The organism is Allobosea caraganae, from assembly GCF_003351345.1.
Taxonomy (GTDB): domain Bacteria; phylum Pseudomonadota; class Alphaproteobacteria; order Rhizobiales; family Beijerinckiaceae; genus Allobosea; species Allobosea caraganae.
The window spans coordinates 36,813-53,574 of record NZ_QQTO01000033.1 but is presented as its reverse complement, the minus strand read 5'-3'; the positions used below and the strand labels follow the sequence as shown (position 1 = coordinate 53,574).

15 protein-coding genes are annotated in these 16,762 nt (G+C 68.0%); 9 read left to right on the top strand and 6 right to left on the bottom strand.

The window, feature by feature from the left end:
• Positions 1-19: 19 nt before the first annotated feature.
• Entirely contained in the window at positions 20-895 is an 876-nt protein-coding gene (locus DWF00_RS21190; protein ID WP_114829819.1) for an aldo/keto reductase, read from the bottom strand.
• Between the two features lie 281 nt (positions 896-1,176).
• On the opposite strand from DWF00_RS21190, the gene DWF00_RS21185 reads away from it, so the two are divergent.
• Positions 1,177-2,763, top strand: coding sequence for a S10 family peptidase (locus tag DWF00_RS21185; RefSeq protein WP_114829820.1), 1,587 nt, complete (start codon positions 1,177-1,179; stop codon positions 2,761-2,763).
• On the opposite strand, the gene tenA is transcribed toward DWF00_RS21185, so the two are convergent.
• The 4 genes from tenA to DWF00_RS21165 form a co-directional block, all read right to left on the bottom strand.
• Positions 2,735-3,427, bottom strand: coding sequence for a thiaminase II (gene tenA / locus DWF00_RS21180; protein WP_114829821.1), 693 nt, complete (start codon positions 3,425-3,427; stop codon positions 2,735-2,737). The genes DWF00_RS21185 and tenA overlap by 29 nt on opposite strands.
• A gap of 10 nt (positions 3,428-3,437) precedes the next feature.
• Positions 3,438-4,367, bottom strand: a complete 930-nt coding sequence (locus DWF00_RS21175; protein ID WP_114829822.1) for an acetamidase/formamidase family protein — start codon at positions 4,365-4,367, stop codon at positions 3,438-3,440.
• 173 nt (positions 4,368-4,540) lie between these two features.
• A complete protein-coding gene (locus DWF00_RS21170; protein WP_245974164.1) occupies positions 4,541-5,239 on the bottom strand; it encodes a flavin reductase family protein in 699 nt (232 codons plus the stop codon).
• Positions 5,236-5,943, bottom strand: coding sequence for a GntR family transcriptional regulator (locus DWF00_RS21165; protein WP_114829823.1), 708 nt, complete (start codon positions 5,941-5,943; stop codon positions 5,236-5,238). Before DWF00_RS21165 ends, DWF00_RS21170 begins: the two co-directional genes overlap by 4 nt.
• 251 nt (positions 5,944-6,194) lie before the next feature.
• On the opposite strand from DWF00_RS21165, the gene DWF00_RS21160 reads away from it, so the two are divergent.
• The 7 genes from DWF00_RS21160 to DWF00_RS21130 all read left to right on the top strand — a co-directional run bounded on the left by DWF00_RS21160 (position 6,195) and on the right by DWF00_RS21130 (position 14,467).
• Entirely contained in the window at positions 6,195-7,763 is a 1,569-nt protein-coding gene (locus tag DWF00_RS21160; RefSeq protein WP_114829824.1) for an ABC transporter substrate-binding protein, read from the top strand.
• 61 nt (positions 7,764-7,824) lie between these two features.
• Positions 7,825-8,817, top strand: a complete 993-nt coding sequence (locus tag DWF00_RS21155; RefSeq protein ID WP_114829825.1) for an ABC transporter permease — start codon at positions 7,825-7,827, stop codon at positions 8,815-8,817.
• Complete coding sequence (locus tag DWF00_RS21150; protein WP_114829826.1) at positions 8,807-9,739, top strand: ABC transporter permease; 933 nt, start codon at positions 8,807-8,809, stop codon at positions 9,737-9,739. Before DWF00_RS21155 ends, DWF00_RS21150 begins: the two co-directional genes overlap by 11 nt.
• Before the next feature lie 22 nt (positions 9,740-9,761).
• A complete protein-coding gene (locus DWF00_RS21145; protein ID WP_114829827.1) occupies positions 9,762-10,958 on the top strand; it encodes an amidohydrolase family protein in 1,197 nt (398 codons plus the stop codon).
• Positions 10,955-12,460 (top strand): amidohydrolase family protein, encoded by a 1,506-nt coding sequence (locus tag DWF00_RS21140; protein WP_210207894.1) that lies wholly within the window; start codon positions 10,955-10,957, stop codon positions 12,458-12,460. Before DWF00_RS21145 ends, DWF00_RS21140 begins: the two co-directional genes overlap by 4 nt.
• Complete coding sequence (locus DWF00_RS21135) at positions 12,457-13,446, top strand: ABC transporter ATP-binding protein (RefSeq protein WP_114829828.1); 990 nt, start codon at positions 12,457-12,459, stop codon at positions 13,444-13,446. The genes DWF00_RS21140 and DWF00_RS21135 overlap by 4 nt, the downstream gene beginning before the upstream one ends.
• A 55-nt stretch (positions 13,447-13,501) precedes the next feature.
• Positions 13,502-14,467, top strand: a complete 966-nt coding sequence (locus tag DWF00_RS21130) for an ABC transporter ATP-binding protein (RefSeq protein ID WP_114829888.1) — start codon at positions 13,502-13,504, stop codon at positions 14,465-14,467.
• 52 nt (positions 14,468-14,519) lie between these two features.
• Here the strand turns inward: DWF00_RS21130 and DWF00_RS21125 are convergent, their stop codons facing one another.
• A complete protein-coding gene (locus DWF00_RS21125) occupies positions 14,520-14,807 on the bottom strand; it encodes an acylphosphatase (RefSeq protein WP_114829829.1) in 288 nt (95 codons plus the stop codon).
• A gap of 184 nt (positions 14,808-14,991) precedes the next feature.
• On the opposite strand from DWF00_RS21125, the gene poxB reads away from it, so the two are divergent.
• Complete coding sequence (poxB, locus tag DWF00_RS21120) at positions 14,992-16,728, top strand: ubiquinone-dependent pyruvate dehydrogenase (RefSeq protein ID WP_114829830.1); 1,737 nt, start codon at positions 14,992-14,994, stop codon at positions 16,726-16,728.
• The last annotated feature ends 34 nt before the right edge of the window (positions 16,729-16,762 follow it).

Genomic DNA, 16,762 nt, shown 5'->3' with positions numbered 1-16,762 from the left:
GCGAGCCGCTCGCCCGGGATCAGCGCCCGGCTTCGGCCTTGCCGGCGCGGTCGAGCGCGGCGAACTCCTCGTCCGAGAGCTGCAGCGCCGCAGCCGCGACGTTCTCCTCGAGATGGGCGACTTTCGAGGTTCCCGGGATCGGCAGCATCACCGGGCTGCGCTTGAGCACCCAGGCAAGCGCGACCTGGCTCGGCGCCACGCCATGGTGATGCGCGATCGTGTCGAGCAGCGAGCCGGGCTTGGCGAGGTTGCCCGCTGCGAGTGGATACCACGGGATGAAGCCGATGCCGTGCGCGGCGCAATAGTCCAGCACGTCCTCGCTGCCGCGATCGACGAGGTTGTAGCGGTTCTGCACGCTCGCCACCGGGAAGACCTTGCGGGCGGCCTCGATATCGGCGACCGAGACCTCGCTCAGGCCGGCATGGCGGATGAGGCCCTCAGTGAGCAGCGACTTGATGGCGGCGAACTGCTCGTCGCGCGGCACTTTCGGATCGATGCGGTGGAGCTGCCAGAGGTCGATCCGCTCGACGCCGAGCTTCTGCAGGCTCTTCTTCGCCTGGCCGATCAGGTAGTCCGGGCGCCCGTTCGGCGCCCACTGGTCGGGGCCGCCGCGGGTGAGCCCGCCCTTGGTCGCGATCAGCAGGCCGGAATAAGGGTGGAGCGCCTCGCGGATCAGCTTCTCCGAGACGTCCGGCCCATAGGAATCGGCCGTGTCGATGAAGTTCACGCCGAGCTCCGGCAGGCGCTTCAGGGTGCGGATCGCCTCGGCATGGTCGCTGGGCTCGCCCCAGACGCCACGGCCGGTGATGCGCATCGCGCCGAAGCCGAGGCGGTTGACCGTGATCTCGTTGCCGATCTTGAAGGTGCCGGATTGGGCTGCGTTCGGTTGAGACATGAAACGGGTCCTCAAAAGCTTGAATTCAGCAAATTCGATGGCGGGCACAGCCAATCGGCGGGATTGCGCCCGGCCGCCGCGCCCGCTGCCCATGTGGGGCGCCAACCCGGCGCCGATAACCGCAGCCCAGGGCGAAACGGCATGAAGCGCAGCTTATCAATCGCGCGCAATCGCCGAAATCGTGCCCGCGGCGGTCCCTGACGGCTTCGTGATATCGAATTCGTCAATTGCGCCCGGTTGCCGGCTTAGTCTCGCTAACGGGTCCGCTGTCGAGGTTCACCATGAAAATCCGTCCCCTGCTCTCACTCGCCCTGGCCGGGCTGATCGTGCTGGCGCCGCTCGCCATGGCCGAGCAGGCCTGGTCGCAGGACGCCGGGCCGTCGCGGCGGGGGCCGAGCCAGTCAAGCCAGCAGGAAGGCCGGGCGGAGAGCCGGCAGGAGGCGCGGCCCGCAGCGCCTCAGGGAGCAGCCTTGCCGGCACCTTCGATCACCCGGCACGACCTCGCCCTGCCCGGCCGCACGCTGCGCTACACGGCCACGGCCGGCGCGCTGCCGGTGCGCGACCAGTCGGGGCGTGTGCTCGCCGAGATCGCCTATGTCGCCTATGTGCTCGACCGCGACCAGGGCGCCCCCGCCACGGCACGCCCCGTCACCTTTGCCTTCAATGGCGGACCCGGCGCGGCTTCCGCCTATCTCAACCTCGGGCTGATGGGCCCAAGGCGGTTGCCCTTCGGCCGGCAGGGCGACGTGCCCTCGATGCCGCCCCTGCTCGTCGACAATGCCGACACCTGGCTCGACTTCAGCGACCTCGTCTTCATCGACCCGGTCGGCACCGGCTTCAGCCGCTTCGCCCCCGGCGGCGGCGAGGCGCGCGGGCTGCTCTGGTCGGTCGAGGGCGACTACAAGTCGCTCTCTCGCTTCATTGCCAACTGGCTGCGGCAGAACGACCGCCTCGCCTCGCCGAAATATCTCGTCGGCGAGAGTTATGGCGGCTTCCGCGCGCCGAAGATCGCCAGCGAGTTGCAGACAAGCGACGGAGTCGGCGTCTCCGGCATCATCATGCTCTCGCCGGTGCTCGACTTCACCTATCAGCGCGATGCCGGCGGCTCGCCGTTGCGTTGGGTGGTGTCGCTGCCCGCGATGGCGGCAGTGAAGCTCGAGCGCGACGGCAAGCTCTCGCAGCAGGCGCTCACCGACGCCGAGCGCTATGCCACCAGTGACTACCTCGCCGACCTGCTGAAGGGCCCGCGCGATCGCGACGCGGTCAAGCGCATGACCGAGCGGGTCTCGGCATTGACGGGGCTCGACCGGGCGCTGGTGGAACAACTCGGCGGCAAGGTCGATGCCGGCACCTTCCTGCGTGCGCTCGACCGCGACAAGGGCCTGGTCGGCAGCCCCTATGACGGCAGCGTCGCCTCTCTCGATCCCGATCCCGAAGCCGCCCGCAGCCGGGCGCCCGACGCCGTGCTCGGGGCGATCACCGCGCCGCTGACGAGCGCCATGCTCGGCTATTATGCGAGCGAGTTGAACTGGCGGCCCGACGGGCGCTATTTCCTGCTCAACGACGAGATCGCCCGGCGCTGGAGCTACGGCCAGGGTCGGGGCGACCGCGAATCCATGCACGAACTGCGCAGCGCCCTGGCGCTCGATCCGCGCCTCCAGGTGATCGTGGCGCACGGCTTCACCGATCTGGTCACGCCCTATTTCGAGAGCAAGCTCCTGCTCGACCAGTTGCCGGCGCTGGGCGATCCGGCCCGCGTGCAGCTCAGGACGTTTCCCGGCGGCCACATGTTCTACGCGCGAGACGCCTCCCGCGCCGGCCTGCGCGAAGCCGCCCGCGTCATGATGGAGAGCCGGCAGGGCCTGTGAGGGGCCTGTCATCCAGCGCCATCTGCCAGAAATCCGCCTCCAGCAGCGAAGCCTTGGCGAAGAGCGCAGCGAGTTCGCTGAAGCGCCGCTCGGTCATCGCCCGGGCGGCGAGATCGTCGAGATGGCGGCGGGCCATGGCCGCGATCTCCTGATAGGCATCGCCGGCATATTCGCCGATCCAGTCGCGATAGGGATGGTCGCCGAGCGCGGCCGTACCCGCGGGCGCAAGCCGCCGGCCGATCTCGGCATAGCCGACGACGCAGGGCGCCAGCGCGACGTGAAGGTCGAGCAGGTCGCCGGACATGCCGCAATCGAGCACGAAGCGCGTATAGGCGATGGTGGCCTGATGCTCGGGAGCCGCCTCGATCTGGCCCGGCTGGAGCCCCCAGCGCCCGCAGAGCCGGACGTGCAGGTCCATCTCGACATCGAGGATCGCGGACAATCCCGCCTGCGCCGCCCGCATGTCGGCCAGGGTCCGGCTCTTGTAGACCGCGAGCGCGTAGGCGCGGGCGAACTGGATCAGGAACAGGTAGTCCTGCACGAGATAGGTCCGAAACGCCTGTTGAGGCAGCGTGCCCGCGCCCATCTGCCGGACGAAGGCGTGATCGACATAGCTCGTCCATTCGGCCGGGGTGGCCTGCTTGAGGCGATCGAAGATGTCCAAGTCAGCCTCGCTATGAGCCGAACAACGACATGCCCTGGGTGATCGCATTCTTCTCCAGCCGGCAGGCGACGCAATAGGCCGGGTTGAAGACGTTGGCGACGTCGTAGCGCACGGCTTGGCCGAGCAGGTGGCTCGCCTCGGCAGCGTCCACCCCGAGATCCTCGACGATCCAGCGGAGCATCTCCGTCGTCGCGAACTGGAGCGGCTGGTCGAGCGGCCGGCCGCTCGCAAGGGTGATGATGTCGGTCGCGGTCTCGCAGCGCGGCCAGCGGCCCGGCGCATTCTTGCGCAGATGCAGCGTGAACTCGATCTCGAAGCTCGTCTCGATGCCGGTTCCGACGATCTCGCCGTCACCCTGGCAGGCATGCCCGTCGCCGAGGAAGAACAGGCCACCCGGCGCGGCGACGGGAAAGGCGATGCTCGCGCCCGGCCCGAAGCGGCGATAGTCCATGTTGCCGCCATAGGAGCCGCTCGTCGCGGTGGAGATCGCCTGTCCGCGCTCCGGCGCAACGCCGAAGCAGCCGATCATTGGCGTCAGCGGGAAGCTCCAGCCCGAAATGCGCTCGGAAACACCGATCAGCTTGACGGTGCCCGCTGCGGCATCGATGGCCCATTCGAAGCGCTCGCTCTTGGGCAGGTCGGCGACCGTGCGGGGATCGACCACCTGCGGGGAGACCGGCGAGTAGGTCCAGCCGGTCGCGCGCGTGGGGGTCATGCGGTCGATGGTCACGATGAGCGCATCGCCGGGCTCGGCGCCCTCGACGAAGAACGGGCCGGTCATCGGGTTGCCGCGCGGCGCGCGCGTCACGCCTTCGTGGTCGGCGCCGGCGGCATCGAGCGTCGTGGTGATGATCGTGTCGCCGCTGGCGACGCTGAGGACCGGGGGCAGCGTGCCGATGACGTTCGAATAGCTGGTCGGGACGAAGCGATGAACGGCCATGGGTGCTGCCAGTCTTGTCGGGGCTTCAGGAGCGACGCCGGGACGAATCGAGCCGCCGCGGCGCCGGAAGCAGCGATGCTAGTGGGACCAGCGCTCGCCGCAACCATGGCTGCCGCATCGCAACCCGCGTGCCAGCATGCAGATCGCTTTTGCAGCCCCGAGCCGCGCAGGGCTCAACGGCGGGCGTTCGCCAGGGCGGGATCGCCGCGCCAGGCATCGACCGACATGGTCGGCAGGTCGAAATAGTCGCGCGTCGTGGCGTAGCCGTGCCCGCCCATGCGGCCGATCGCGTCGAGGGCGACGGGGTCGACATAGTGCCGGTTGGCATCGACCGTGTCGGCGCGGAAATGCGCGTAGACGACCTCGCCCAAAATGATCTCGCGCGAATTGCCGATGCCGAGCGTGGTGTGGTGCCTACACTCGAAGGCCGCGGGAGCCTGGCCGATCCACGGACAGGGCACTTTTACGCCCGGCATCGCGGTCAATCCCGCCTCGGCCAGTTCGTCGATACCCGGCTCGAACGGCACGGCGCAGACGTTCATGCCCGCGAGCAGCGCGTCGGAGACGATGTTCACCGTAAAGGACAGCGTCTCGCGGACGTTGCGGCCGGTGTCTTTCTGGCCGCCCACCTGTCGGTACTCGACGCCGAGCGCCAGGATCGCCGGGTCGGCCGAGAGGCAGTTGAAGAAGCTGAACGGGGCCGCGTTGACCACGCCCTGCGCATCGACCGTCGTCACCAGCGCGATCGGCCGCGGCACGACGGCGCCGATCAGGAGCTTGTAGCGCTCGCGGGGCGTCAGGGCGGCGAAGTCGAAGGTGACGACCGGCGCTGTGTCGGCAGGCGGCGTGTCCGGGCGGGCATGGATGGTCACGATGGATTGAGTCCTTCGCTCAGTGCGTAGGGCGCGAGCAGGTCGCGAATGTCGCGTTCGCCGCGCGGCGTCAGCAGCGCGCGCGTCACCACGGCCTGCAAATGATGGTCCATCAGGCTGGCGGCGCGAGCGCCATCGCCCGAGCGCAGCGCCTCGATCAGCTGGCGGTGCTCCGAGACGGCGCAATCGGAGGAATGCGGGCGGCCGTAGATCGCCAGGATCAGCGAGCAGCGCGAGCTGACCTCCTGGACATAGCGCAGCAGCAGCGCGTTGCCGGTCATCTCGGCGAGCTTGATGTGGAATTCGCCGGCGAGCCGGATCGATTCCGGCCCGTCCTGGCCATGCGCCCTCTCCTCCAGGCGGACATGCTCCTCGAGCTCGGCTGCCTGCGCCGCGGTCAGACGCCCCGCGAGGCTCTCCGCCACCTGCCGCTCCAGCCCGCGCCGGACGTCGAAGACGTCGCGCGCCTCCTCCAGCGTCGGATAGGCCACCGAGGCGCCTTTGTTCGGCTTCAGCTCGACCAGGCCCTCGATGGCGAGCCGCCCGAAGGCCTCGCGCACCAGCGTGCGGCTGACGCCGAGCTGCTCGCCGATCGTATCCTCAGGCAGCTTCATGCCGGGCTTCAGCGCCTGCTCGATGATCGCGCGCCGGAGCGCTCGGTATACGGATTGCGCACGCAATCCGGGGGCACGGGATTCCGTCATGGCGGCCAGGTTTCGCGTTGGTTCCGAGAGATGTTGGCCACTCGATGACACGGGATGCCGCTCCACTCCAGTTTTTCCCTTGTCTTCAATAATCGCATACAATACGATCTCTCAATCGTATGCAAGATTGATTATTAATCGCACACGAACTGCCGCAGAATGCGCCACGCTGGTTAAAATGGCGGCAGCAACGAGGGGTAGCGGGCCGCACGAGCGCCGAACGCGCCGAGGCTCATCGAGAGGAGAGATCGATGAAGAAGCATTGGCTGCTGGCTGCCGTCGCCGCGCTCGCGCTCACCGGCGCTGCAGAGGCGAAGACGCTGAAATGGGGCGCGGCGCGCGAGATCGCCTCGCTCGACCCCTATTCCTTCGGCGAGACCTTCACGCTCTCGGTGCTCAACCACGTCTATGAGGGGCTGGTGCGCTATACCGGCGACCTCAAGATCGAGCCGGCGCTGGCGGAGTCATGGGAGACGCCGACGCCGACCACCTGGCGCTTCAAGCTGCGCCAGGGCGTCAAGTTCCATAACGGCAACCCGTTCACCGCCGACGATGTGATCGCCTCTCTCGACCGCGTCACCCACGAGACCTCGCCGCTGAAGGGCAACCTGCCGGCCTATAAGAGCTCGAAGAAGATCGACGACTACACCGTCGAGATCGAGGTCAACGGCCCCTACCCGCTGCTGCTCAACGACCTGACCAACATCTACATCTTCGACAAGGAGTGGATGGAGGCCAATAACAGCCTGCTGCCAACGGATTCCGGCAAGGGCGTCAAGGGCTACGCCACCGACAACGCCAACGGCACCGGACCGTTCTCGATCGAATCGCGCCGGGCCGATTCGAAGACCGTCTTCATCAAGAACCCGAACTGGTGGGACAAGCCGCAGCACAACATCGACCGGATCGAGTTCACGCCGATCACCTCGGCCGCGACCCGCGTCGCCGCCCTGCTCTCCGGCGAGATCGACTTCACCAATGTCGCGCCGCTGCAGGACCTGCCGCGGCTCTCGGCCTCGCCCGACGTCAAGGTGCTGCAGACCAGCGAGCTGCGCTCGGTCTTCTTCGCCTTCAACCTCGGCAACGCGCTGTTCGAGAGCGACGTCAAGGACAAGAACCCGCTCAAGGACATCCGCGTCCGCGAGGCGATGTACCGCGCCATCGACATCGACGCGGTGCAGAAGCGCGCCATGCGCGGCCTTTCGCGCAATACCGGCGCGCTCGTCGCGCCCGCCATCCCCGGCTACGAGCCGTCGCAGGACGTGCGCCTGCCCTTCGACCTCGACGGCGCCAAGAAGCTGCTCGCCGCCGCCGGCTACCCCAACGGCTTCTCCTTCCAGATGAACTGCCAGAGCGACTCGCTCGTCAACGAGGAGGAGTTCTGCCAGGCGGTCGCCTCGATGTGGTCGCGTGCGGGGCTCAAGCCCAATCTCAGCCTGGCGCCGCGCAGCCAGCAGGCGCCCAAGCGGGTCAAGGGCGAGTTCGACGTGATCTCGTTCGGCTGGGCCAACGAGCCGATGATCGATGCCTACTCGCTGCTGGTGCAGGTGCTGCGCTCGAAGAGCGGCACGGGCGGCGTGTTCAACTGGGGCAATTGGGGCGACCCGCGCATCGACGCGCTGACCGACAAGGCCGGCGTCGAGCTCGACAACGCCAAGCGCATCCCGATGATGCAGGAGGCCCTCAAGATCGCCAAGGCCGAGCAGCTCTTCATACCCTTGCACCAGCAGCCGATGGCCTGGGCGATCGGCAAGAACGTCGAATCGACCGTCCAGGCCTCGGACAACAAGCCGCGGCTCTGGCTGACCAGGATGAAGTGAGCCGACCTGTCCCCGGCCGGATCGCGCAGGTCCGGCCGCCCTCCTGAACGGAGCGCGCGCGATGCCGGCCTTCCTGTTCAAGCGACTGCTCAATGCGGCCGGCGTCATGCTCGCGGTCGCCTTCCTCGCCTTCCTGATCTTCCGCTTCGTCGGCGACCCCGTCGAGCTGATGCTGAACGAGCAGGCGAGCCAGGCGCAGCGCGACGAACTGCGCGTGCGGCTCGGCCTCGACAAGGGCTTCGTGCTGCAATTCGCCACCTTTGTCGGCAACGCGCTGCGCGGCGATTTCGGCATCTCCTTCCGCAACCAGCAGGACGTCTTCACGCTGATCTCCGAGCGCTTCCCGGCGACCTTCGAGCTCGTGCTGGTCGCGACCTTCCTGTCGCTGGCGGTCGGCATCCCGCTCGGGGTCTACACCGCGATCCGGCGCGACAGCCTCCTCGCCAAGACGCTGCAATTCGTCTCGGTGCTCGGCGTCTCCCTGCCGAGCTTCGCGCTCGGCATCCTGTTCATCCTGGTCTTCTCGGTGACGCTGCAATGGCTGCCCGCCTTCGGGCGCGGCGAGGTCGTGCAGCTCGGCTGGTGGAGCACCGGCTTCCTGACCTCGTCGGGCCGGCGCGCTCTGATCCTGCCCGGCATCACGCTCTCGCTCTTCCAGATCACGCTGGTGATGCGGCTCGTCCGCGCCGAGATGCTGGAGACGATGCGGACCGACTTCATCCGCTTCGCCCGGGCGCGCGGCCTGACGCTCCGTTCCGTGCATTTCCGCCACGCCCTGCGCAACTGCCTGATGCCGGTGATCACCGTCACCGGCCTACAGATCGGCAACCTGATCGCCTTCGCGCTGGTGACCGAGACCGTGTTCCAATGGCCGGGCATGGGCCTGCTCTTCGTCCAGGCCGTGACCTTCGTCGATATCCCGGTGATGGCGGCCTACCTGATCGTCGTCTCCTTCATCTTCGTCTCGCTGAACACGCTGGTCGACCTGCTCTATGCCTTCGTCGACCCGCGCCTGCGCGACGACGCGATCTCGGGAGCCGCCAATGCCCGCTGACGCCGCACGGCCCGGCCGCCTGCGCCGCTTTCTCGACAGCGATATCGGCTGGAGCTTCAAGCGCACGCCGGCCGCCTGGCTCTCGGCGCTGGTCCTGTTCCTGCTGATCGCCAGCGCCTTCCTGGCGCCGCTGATCGCACCGCAGAACCCCTACGACCTGAGCCAGGTCTTCATCGACAAGGCCGAGATCCCGCCGATCTGGAGCAAGGATGGCGAATGGCCCTTCCTGCTCGGCACCGACCCGCAGGGCCGCGACGTGCTCTCCGCCATCCTCTATGGCACGCGGGTGTCGCTGATCATCGGCTTCGCCAGCGTCGTCGTCTCGATGGGACTCGGCGTCACCATCGGGCTGGTCGCCGGCTTCCATGGCGGGCGCATCGACAACCTGCTGATGCGGCTTGGCGACACCGTGCTCTCGATCCCGACCCTGCTGATGGCGATCCTGGTCAGCGCCATCTTCCGCGAATTGCTGCCGCCGCCGCTGCGCGAGCCCTTCGCCGCGGTCGTGCTCGTCGTCTCGATCTCGCTGACCAACTGGGTGCAGTACGCCCGCACCGTCCGCGCCTCGACCATGGTCGAGCGCCGCAAGGAATACGTGCTCGCCGCGCGCATCATCAAGGTCGCGCCGTCGCGGATCATGCGGCGGCACATCCTGCCGAACACGCTGACGCCGGTCATGGTCGCGGCGACGCTCAATCTCGGCCTCGCCATCCTCTCGGAAGCGACGCTGTCCTTCCTCGGCGTCGGCATGCCGATCACCCAGCCCTCGCTCGGCACGCTGATCCGCATCGGCAACCAGTACCTGTTCTCCGGCTCGTGGTGGCTGGTGGTGTTCCCGTCGCTGCAGCTCGGCCTGATCGTGCTCAGCGTCAACCTGCTCGGCGACTGGCTGCGCGACGCGCTGAACCCGAAACTCCGCTGACAAGAAACCTGACGAGGAAACGATGGCCGACCTGCTGCTGCGCAACATCCGCCCCTATGCCGGCGCACCGACCGACATGCTGCTCCAGGCCGGGCGCATCGCACGCATCGGCAAGGGATTGACGGCTCCGGAGGGCGTCGCGGTCGAGGACGGTCGCGGTGATATCGTGCTGCCCGGCCTGGTCGAGGCCCATACCCATCTCGACAAGAGCCTCTGGGGCCTGCCCTGGTACGTCAACGAGGTCGGCCCGAAGCTGCTCGACAAGATCGACAACGAGCGCATGAACAAGCGCGCACTCGGCATCGATCCCTACCGCCAGTCGGCGCGCCAGAGCATCCAGTCCTCGCTGATGGGCTCGACCCATATCCGCAGCCATGTCGACGTCGACACCGAGCATGGCATGTGGGGCATCGAGGGCGTGATGCGTACCCGCGACGAGTATCGCGACATCGTCGACATCGAGATCGTCGCCTTCCCGCAATCGGGCCTGCTGCGCCGGCCGGGCACGCTGGAGCTGATGGACGAGGCGATGAAGCTCGGCGCGGAAGTCGTCGGCGGGCTCGACCCGTGCACGATCGACCGCGACCCGAAGGGCCATCTCGACGCCGTGTTCGCGCTCTGCCAGCGCTACGGCAAGCCACTCGACATCCACCTGCACGAGCCCGGCGAGGTCGGCGCCTTCTCGATGGACATGATCATCGAGCGCACCCGCGCGCTCGGCATGCAGGGCAAGGTCACGATCAGCCACGCCTTCTGCCTGGGCACGCCCGACCCGGCGCTGATCGACCCGCTGATCGCCGGGCTCGCCGAGCTCGACATCGCCATCATGACGACGGGCCCGGCGAGCCGCCCGGCCCCGCCGGTGAAGAAGCTGCTCGAAGCCGGCATCCGGGTCTGCTCCGGGTCCGACGGCATCCGCGACACCTGGGGCCCCTACGGCAATGCCGACATGCTGGAGCGCGCCATGTTCATCGGCCTGCGCAACAACTTTCGCCGCGACGACGAGCTGCGGCTCGGCCTCGACGTCTGCACCTGCCAGGGCGCCAGGGTGATGGAGGTTGCCGGCTACGGCATCGACGAGGGCTTTATCGCCGACCTCGTGCTGGTGCCGGGCGAGACGGTCGCAGAGGCGATCGTCACCCGGTCGCCCAGGCGCCGCGTGATCAAGCGCGGCAAGATCGTCGCCCGCGACGGCGTCTCGATCCGGACCGCGCCGTGACGCTGCAAGCTGCCAGGAGGCCAGAGGGCCGCATCCTGCTGACGGCGCGCTGGCTCGTTGGCCATCGCAACAGTCGCCATATCCTGATCGAGAATGGCGAGATCGTCTTCGAGGATGGCGCGGTCGTCTTCACCGGGCATAACTTTGCCGGCGAGGTGGCGCGGCGGATCGACTATGGAAACGCGCTGATCGGCCCCGGCTTCGTCGATCTCGACGCGCTCTCCGACCTCGACACCACCATCCTCGCCTATGACAACCAGCCGGCCTGGAAGAAGGGTCGCGTCTGGCCGCGCTTCTATCTCGATGCCGGCCCCTACGAGATGTACTCGCGCGACGAGCTGGCCTTCCAGAAGAAGCACGCCTTCGCCACGCTGATCCGCAACGGCATCACGACGGCGCTGCCGATCGCCTCGCTGTTCTACCGCGAATGGGGCGAGACGCCGGAGGAGTTCGGGGATGCCGCCGAGGCCGCGGCCGCGCTCGGCCTGCGCGCCTATCTCGGCCCGGCCTATCGCACCGGCAACCAGGTGGTCGAGGCGGACGGCAGGATCACCACGCATTACGACGAGGCGCGCGGCCTGAAGGAGCTCGATGCCGCCGTCGCCTTCTGCGAGCGCTTCGAGGGCGCGGCCGGCGGATTGATCCGCACCATGCTGGCGCCGGATCGGATCGAGACCTCGACGGCGGAGCTGCTTAAACGCACGGCTGCAGCGGGGCGTTCGCTTGGCGTTCCCGTCCGGCTGCATTGCTGCCAGTCGAAGATCGAATACGAATTGGTCCTCGCTCAGCATGGCATGAGCCCGCCGGAATGGCTGGAAAAGCTCGGCTTCCTCAACGAGCGCACCTTGCTGCCGCACGGTACCTACGTCTCCGGCAGCAAGCACATCGCCCGTCCCGGCCGCGATCTCGAGATCATCCGCGACGCCGGATCGACCATCGTGCATTGCCCGCTGGTCTCCGGCCGGCACGGCAACGCGATCGACCATTTTGGCCGCTATCGCGCGCTGGGCCTGAAGATCGGCATGGGCACCGATACGAGCCCGCCCGACATGATCATGAACCTGCAGGTCGGCATGATCCTCGCCCGCGTCATGGCCGGCAACGCCACCGACGTGCGCAGCGAGGACTACTATGACGCGGCCACAATCGGCGGCGCAGACGCGCTCGGCCGGCCCGATCTCGGCCGGCTCCAGCCGGGCAGCCGCGCTGATATCACGGTGTTCGACCTCGACCGCCCGCATCTCGGCCAGGTCATCGACCCGATCCAGACCATGCTGCTCGCCGGCCACGGCCGCGACTTCTCGACCGTGATCATCGACGGCCGCTTCGTCATGGAGGACCGGATCATCCCAGAGATCGATGAAGCCGCCGACAAGAAGCGGGCGCAGGCGCAGTTCGAGGGCGTGATGGCGCGCTATCCCGAGCGCACCCATGGCCACCCGCCGATGAGCGAGATCTTCTCGTCGAGCTATCCGATCGCACGCAAGGAGGCCGCCGCATGAATGCGCCGACGTCAGCCGCGCTGCTCTCGGTCCAGGACCTGCGCATCGTCTTCGACGGCCGCCGCGGCCCGCTGACGGCGCTCGACGGCGTCTCCTTCGAGATCGCGCCCGGCGAGATTTTGGGCGTGGTCGGCGAATCCGGCGCGGGCAAGTCGCTGACCGGCACGGCAGTGATCGGGCTGCTCGATCCGCCCGGCCGGATTTCGGGCGGCAGCATCCTGCTCAACGGCCAGCGCATCGACGATCTCCCCGCCGAGGCGATGCGCAAGCTGCGCGGCCGCCAGATCGGCGCGATCTTCCAGGATCCGCTGACCTCGCTGCACCCGCTGCTGACCGTCGGCGACCAGCTCGTCGAAACCATCATGACCCACCTGCCGGTCAGCAAGGCGCAGGCGCGGGAGCGCGCCCTGCAATTGCTCAGGGAGGTCGGCATCCCCGCCGCCGAGACCCGGATCGACCAGCATCCGCACCAGTTCTCCGGCGGCATGCGCCAGCGCGTCGTCATCGCGCTCGCGCTTTGCGCCGAGCCGAAGCTGATCATCGCCGACGAGCCGACGACGGCGCTCGACGTCTCCATCCAGGCCCAGATCACCACCTTGCTGAAGCGGCTCTGCCGCGAGCATGGCACGGCGATCATGCTGGTCACCCACGACATGGGCGTCATCGCCGAGACCGCCGACCGCGTCGCCGTGATGTATGCCGGGCGCATCGTCGAGATCGGCCCGGTCGAGGAGGTCACGCGCCGGCCGCGCCACCCCTACACGGCCGGGCTGATGGCCTCGATCCCGAGCGTCCACCAGCGCCATGCCGAGCTCAACCAGATCGACGGCTCGATGCCGCGGCTCAACGCCATTCCCGCCGGCTGCGCCTTCAACCCGCGCTGCGGCAGCGCGACCAGCTTCTGCCGCGAGCACAAGCCCGGCCTGCCACCATCGGGCCACGCCGCCGCCTGCCATTTCCCCTTGCGGGAGGCCGCGCATGCATGAGGACGTGACCACGCTCGCTCCGGGCCTCGACCGAAACCCGGCCAATGGTGGCGGCATGAGCAACGAGGCCATCTTGACGGTCAAGGCGGCCTCGTGCCGGTTCGACGTCTCGCTGCCGGCGCTGACGCGGCTGATCTCACGCGCGCCGCGCCGCATCCTGCGCGCCGTCGAGGCGGTCAGCTTCGCGATCCCGCGCGGCACCACCTTCAGCGTCGTCGGCGAATCCGGCTGCGGGAAGTCGACGCTGGCGCGGATGGTCGTCGGCCTCCAGCGTCCCACCGAGGGCAGCCTGCGCTTCGCCGACATCAGGCGCGGCGACGGCACGTTCGGCCCGCCGCGCGTGCAGATGATCTTCCAGGATCCCTATGCCAGCCTGAACCCGCGCTGGCGCGTCGGCGACATCATCGCCGAGCCGATCCGCGAGTTGAAGCTGCGTTCAAGCGAGGCCGAGACCGGCATCCGCGTCGGCGACCTGCTGGAGGTCGTCGGCCTGTCCCGCACCGACGCGACGCGCTTCCCGCACGAGTTCTCCGGCGGCCAGCGCCAACGCATCTCGATTGCGCGTGCGCTCGCGACCGAGGCCGACTTCCTGGTCTGCGACGAGCCGACCTCGGCGCTCGACGTTTCCGTGCAGGCGCAAATCCTCAACCTGATGGTCAGGCTGCAGAAGGAATTCGGGCTGACCTACTTGTTCATCAGCCACAACCTCTCGGTGGTCCGGCACATGTCCGACCATCTCGCGATCATGTATCTCGGCCGCTTCGTCGAGACCGGGCCGGCCGAGCAGGTCTTCAATCGGCCACGTCATCCCTATACGCGGCTGCTGCTCGAGACGATCCCCGATGTCGAGAAGCCGAACCGCGAGCGCCGGCCGATGTCGGGCGAAGTACCAAGCCCGATCTCGCCACCATCGGGCTGCGCCTTCCACCCGCGCTGCGCCATCGCCGTCGAGCGCTGCCGCAGCGAGCGCCCGCTCCTGCGGAACGATGGCGAGATCAGGCTCGCCTGTCACCTGGCGTGACAGGATACGTATCCTGCTGCGGCCGCCACGTTCCGCTGGGTGGAGCCGCAGCCTATGAGGCGCTGGAGGCGATGAAGAACGCCTTGCCGGCCTGATCGACCTGCGCCGCCTCGGCCTCGCGCCGGCGGATGTCGTCGACCCTCGCGCCCGGTGGCCCGGCCATCGCAGCGGCAACTAGGGCCTCGACGCTCTCGGCTGGCCCGCACAGCACGGCTTCCACCGTGCCATCGGCCCGATTCCGAACCCAGCCGGTGACGCCTGCGGCGAGCGCGCGCCCGCACAGCCATTGCCGGTAGCCAACTCCCTGAACCCGGCCGGATATGATGAGGTGGAGTTCCATTTGCTTGGCGGCCCATGTTTCCGGCGCTTCGACCTGCTGACCTCCAGCGCGAGGCCCAAGCCCGTCGCAGCGCGATGATCACATTGGGGGCGGGCTTCGTCGTCTCGCCGCCATTATCGGCAAGTCATCCTGCATAATCCTGCAAGGCCACTCAACCGGACCAGCGCGAAACGGAGATCAGGACATGTCGGACAGCGTCGCAGACCAGTTCGCAGCCACCTTGGCCGCCGTCGGCGTCAAGAGAATCTACGGGGTCGTCGGCGACAGCCTGAACGGCTTGACCGACGCGTTGCGCCGGCAGGGCAAGATCGAATGGGTCCATGTCCGCAACGAGGAGGTCGCCGCCTTCGCCGCAGGCGCCGAGGCGCATCTGACGGGCGAGCTCGCGGTCTGCGCCGGCAGCTGCGGGCCGGGCAACCTGCACCTCATCAATGGCCTGTTCGACTGCCATCACTCGCGCGTGCCGGTGCTGGCGATCGCGGCGCAGATCCCCTCCTCCGAGATCGGCTCGGGCTATTTCCAGGAGACGCACCCGCAGGAACTGTTCCGCGAATGCAGCCACTACCGCGAGCTCGTCGCGGGCGCCGACCAGATGCCGCGCGTGCTGGAGATCGCCATCCGCGAGGCCCTCGGCAAGCGCGGCGTGTCGGTGGTGGTGATGCCGGGAGACGTCGCCCTGCAGAAGGCTGCGGAGGCTCCCGCGACGAAGCTTGCGGGCCTGCTGCCGAACCGGCCCGTGGTGGTCCCGCCGGCCGGCGACCTGGAGAAGCTGGCGGCGCTCCTCAACGGCGATGCCCGCGTCACCCTGCTCTGCGGCTCCGGCTGCGAGGGCGCGCATGACGCCCTGCTGGCGCTCGGCGAACGACTCAAAGCGCCGATGGTCCACGCCATGCGCGGCAAGGAGCATGTCGCCTGGGACAACCCCTACGATGTCGGCATGACCGGGCTGATCGGCTTCTCGTCCGGCTACTACGCCATGATGGATTGCGACGTCCTGCTGATGCTCGGCACCGATTTCCCCTATCGGCAGTTCTATCCGAAGGGTTCATCCACGAAGGTCGCGCAGGTCGACATCCGGCCCGAGCAGATCGGGCGGCGCACCCCGGTCGATCTCGGCCTCGTCGGCGATATCCGCAGCACGATCGAAGCGCTGCTGCCGCATCTCAAGGACAAGCAGGACCGCGCCCATCTCGACAAGGCCGTGGCGCATTACGGCCGCGCGCGGAAGGACCTCGACAAGCTCGCGGTCGGCACGCCCGGCAAACGGCCGATCCACCCGCAGCAGATCGCCAAGGCAATCAGCGACCTCGCCTCCGACGACGCCGTCTTCACCTGCGATGTCGGCCTGCCCACCGTCTGGGCGGCGCGCTACCTCGCCATGAACGGCAAGCGGCGCCTGATCGGCTCGTTCTGGCACGGCTCGATGGCCAATGCGATGGCGCAGGCGATCGGCGCGCAAGCCGCTTTTCCGACGCGCCAGGTGATCTCGCTGTCGGGCGATGGCGGCTTCACCATGCTGATGGGCGATTTTCTTACCCTTGCCCAGCTCAACCTGCCGGCGAAGATCGTGGTCTTCAACAATGGCGCGCTGGGCTTTATCGAGGTCGAGCAGAAATCGACCGGGTTCCTGCCCTTCGGCACCGATTTCAAGAATCCGAACTTCGCGGCGATGGCGGAAGCGGTGGGCATCAAGGGCATCCGGATCGAGGACCCGGCCGATGTCGAGAGCGGCATCGCCGCCGCGCTCGCCCATGACGGCCCCGTTCTCGTCGACGCCGTCGTGGCGCGCACCGAATTGCCGATCCCGCCGGCGATCACCGCCGAGATGGCGAAAGGCTTCACGCTCTATATGCTGAAGGCGGTGTTCAGCGGCCGCGGCGACGAGATCGTCGATCTCGCGCGGACCAATCTCTGGCATTGACCATGGCCGCGTCACCGGCCGCAACCTCTGCAAA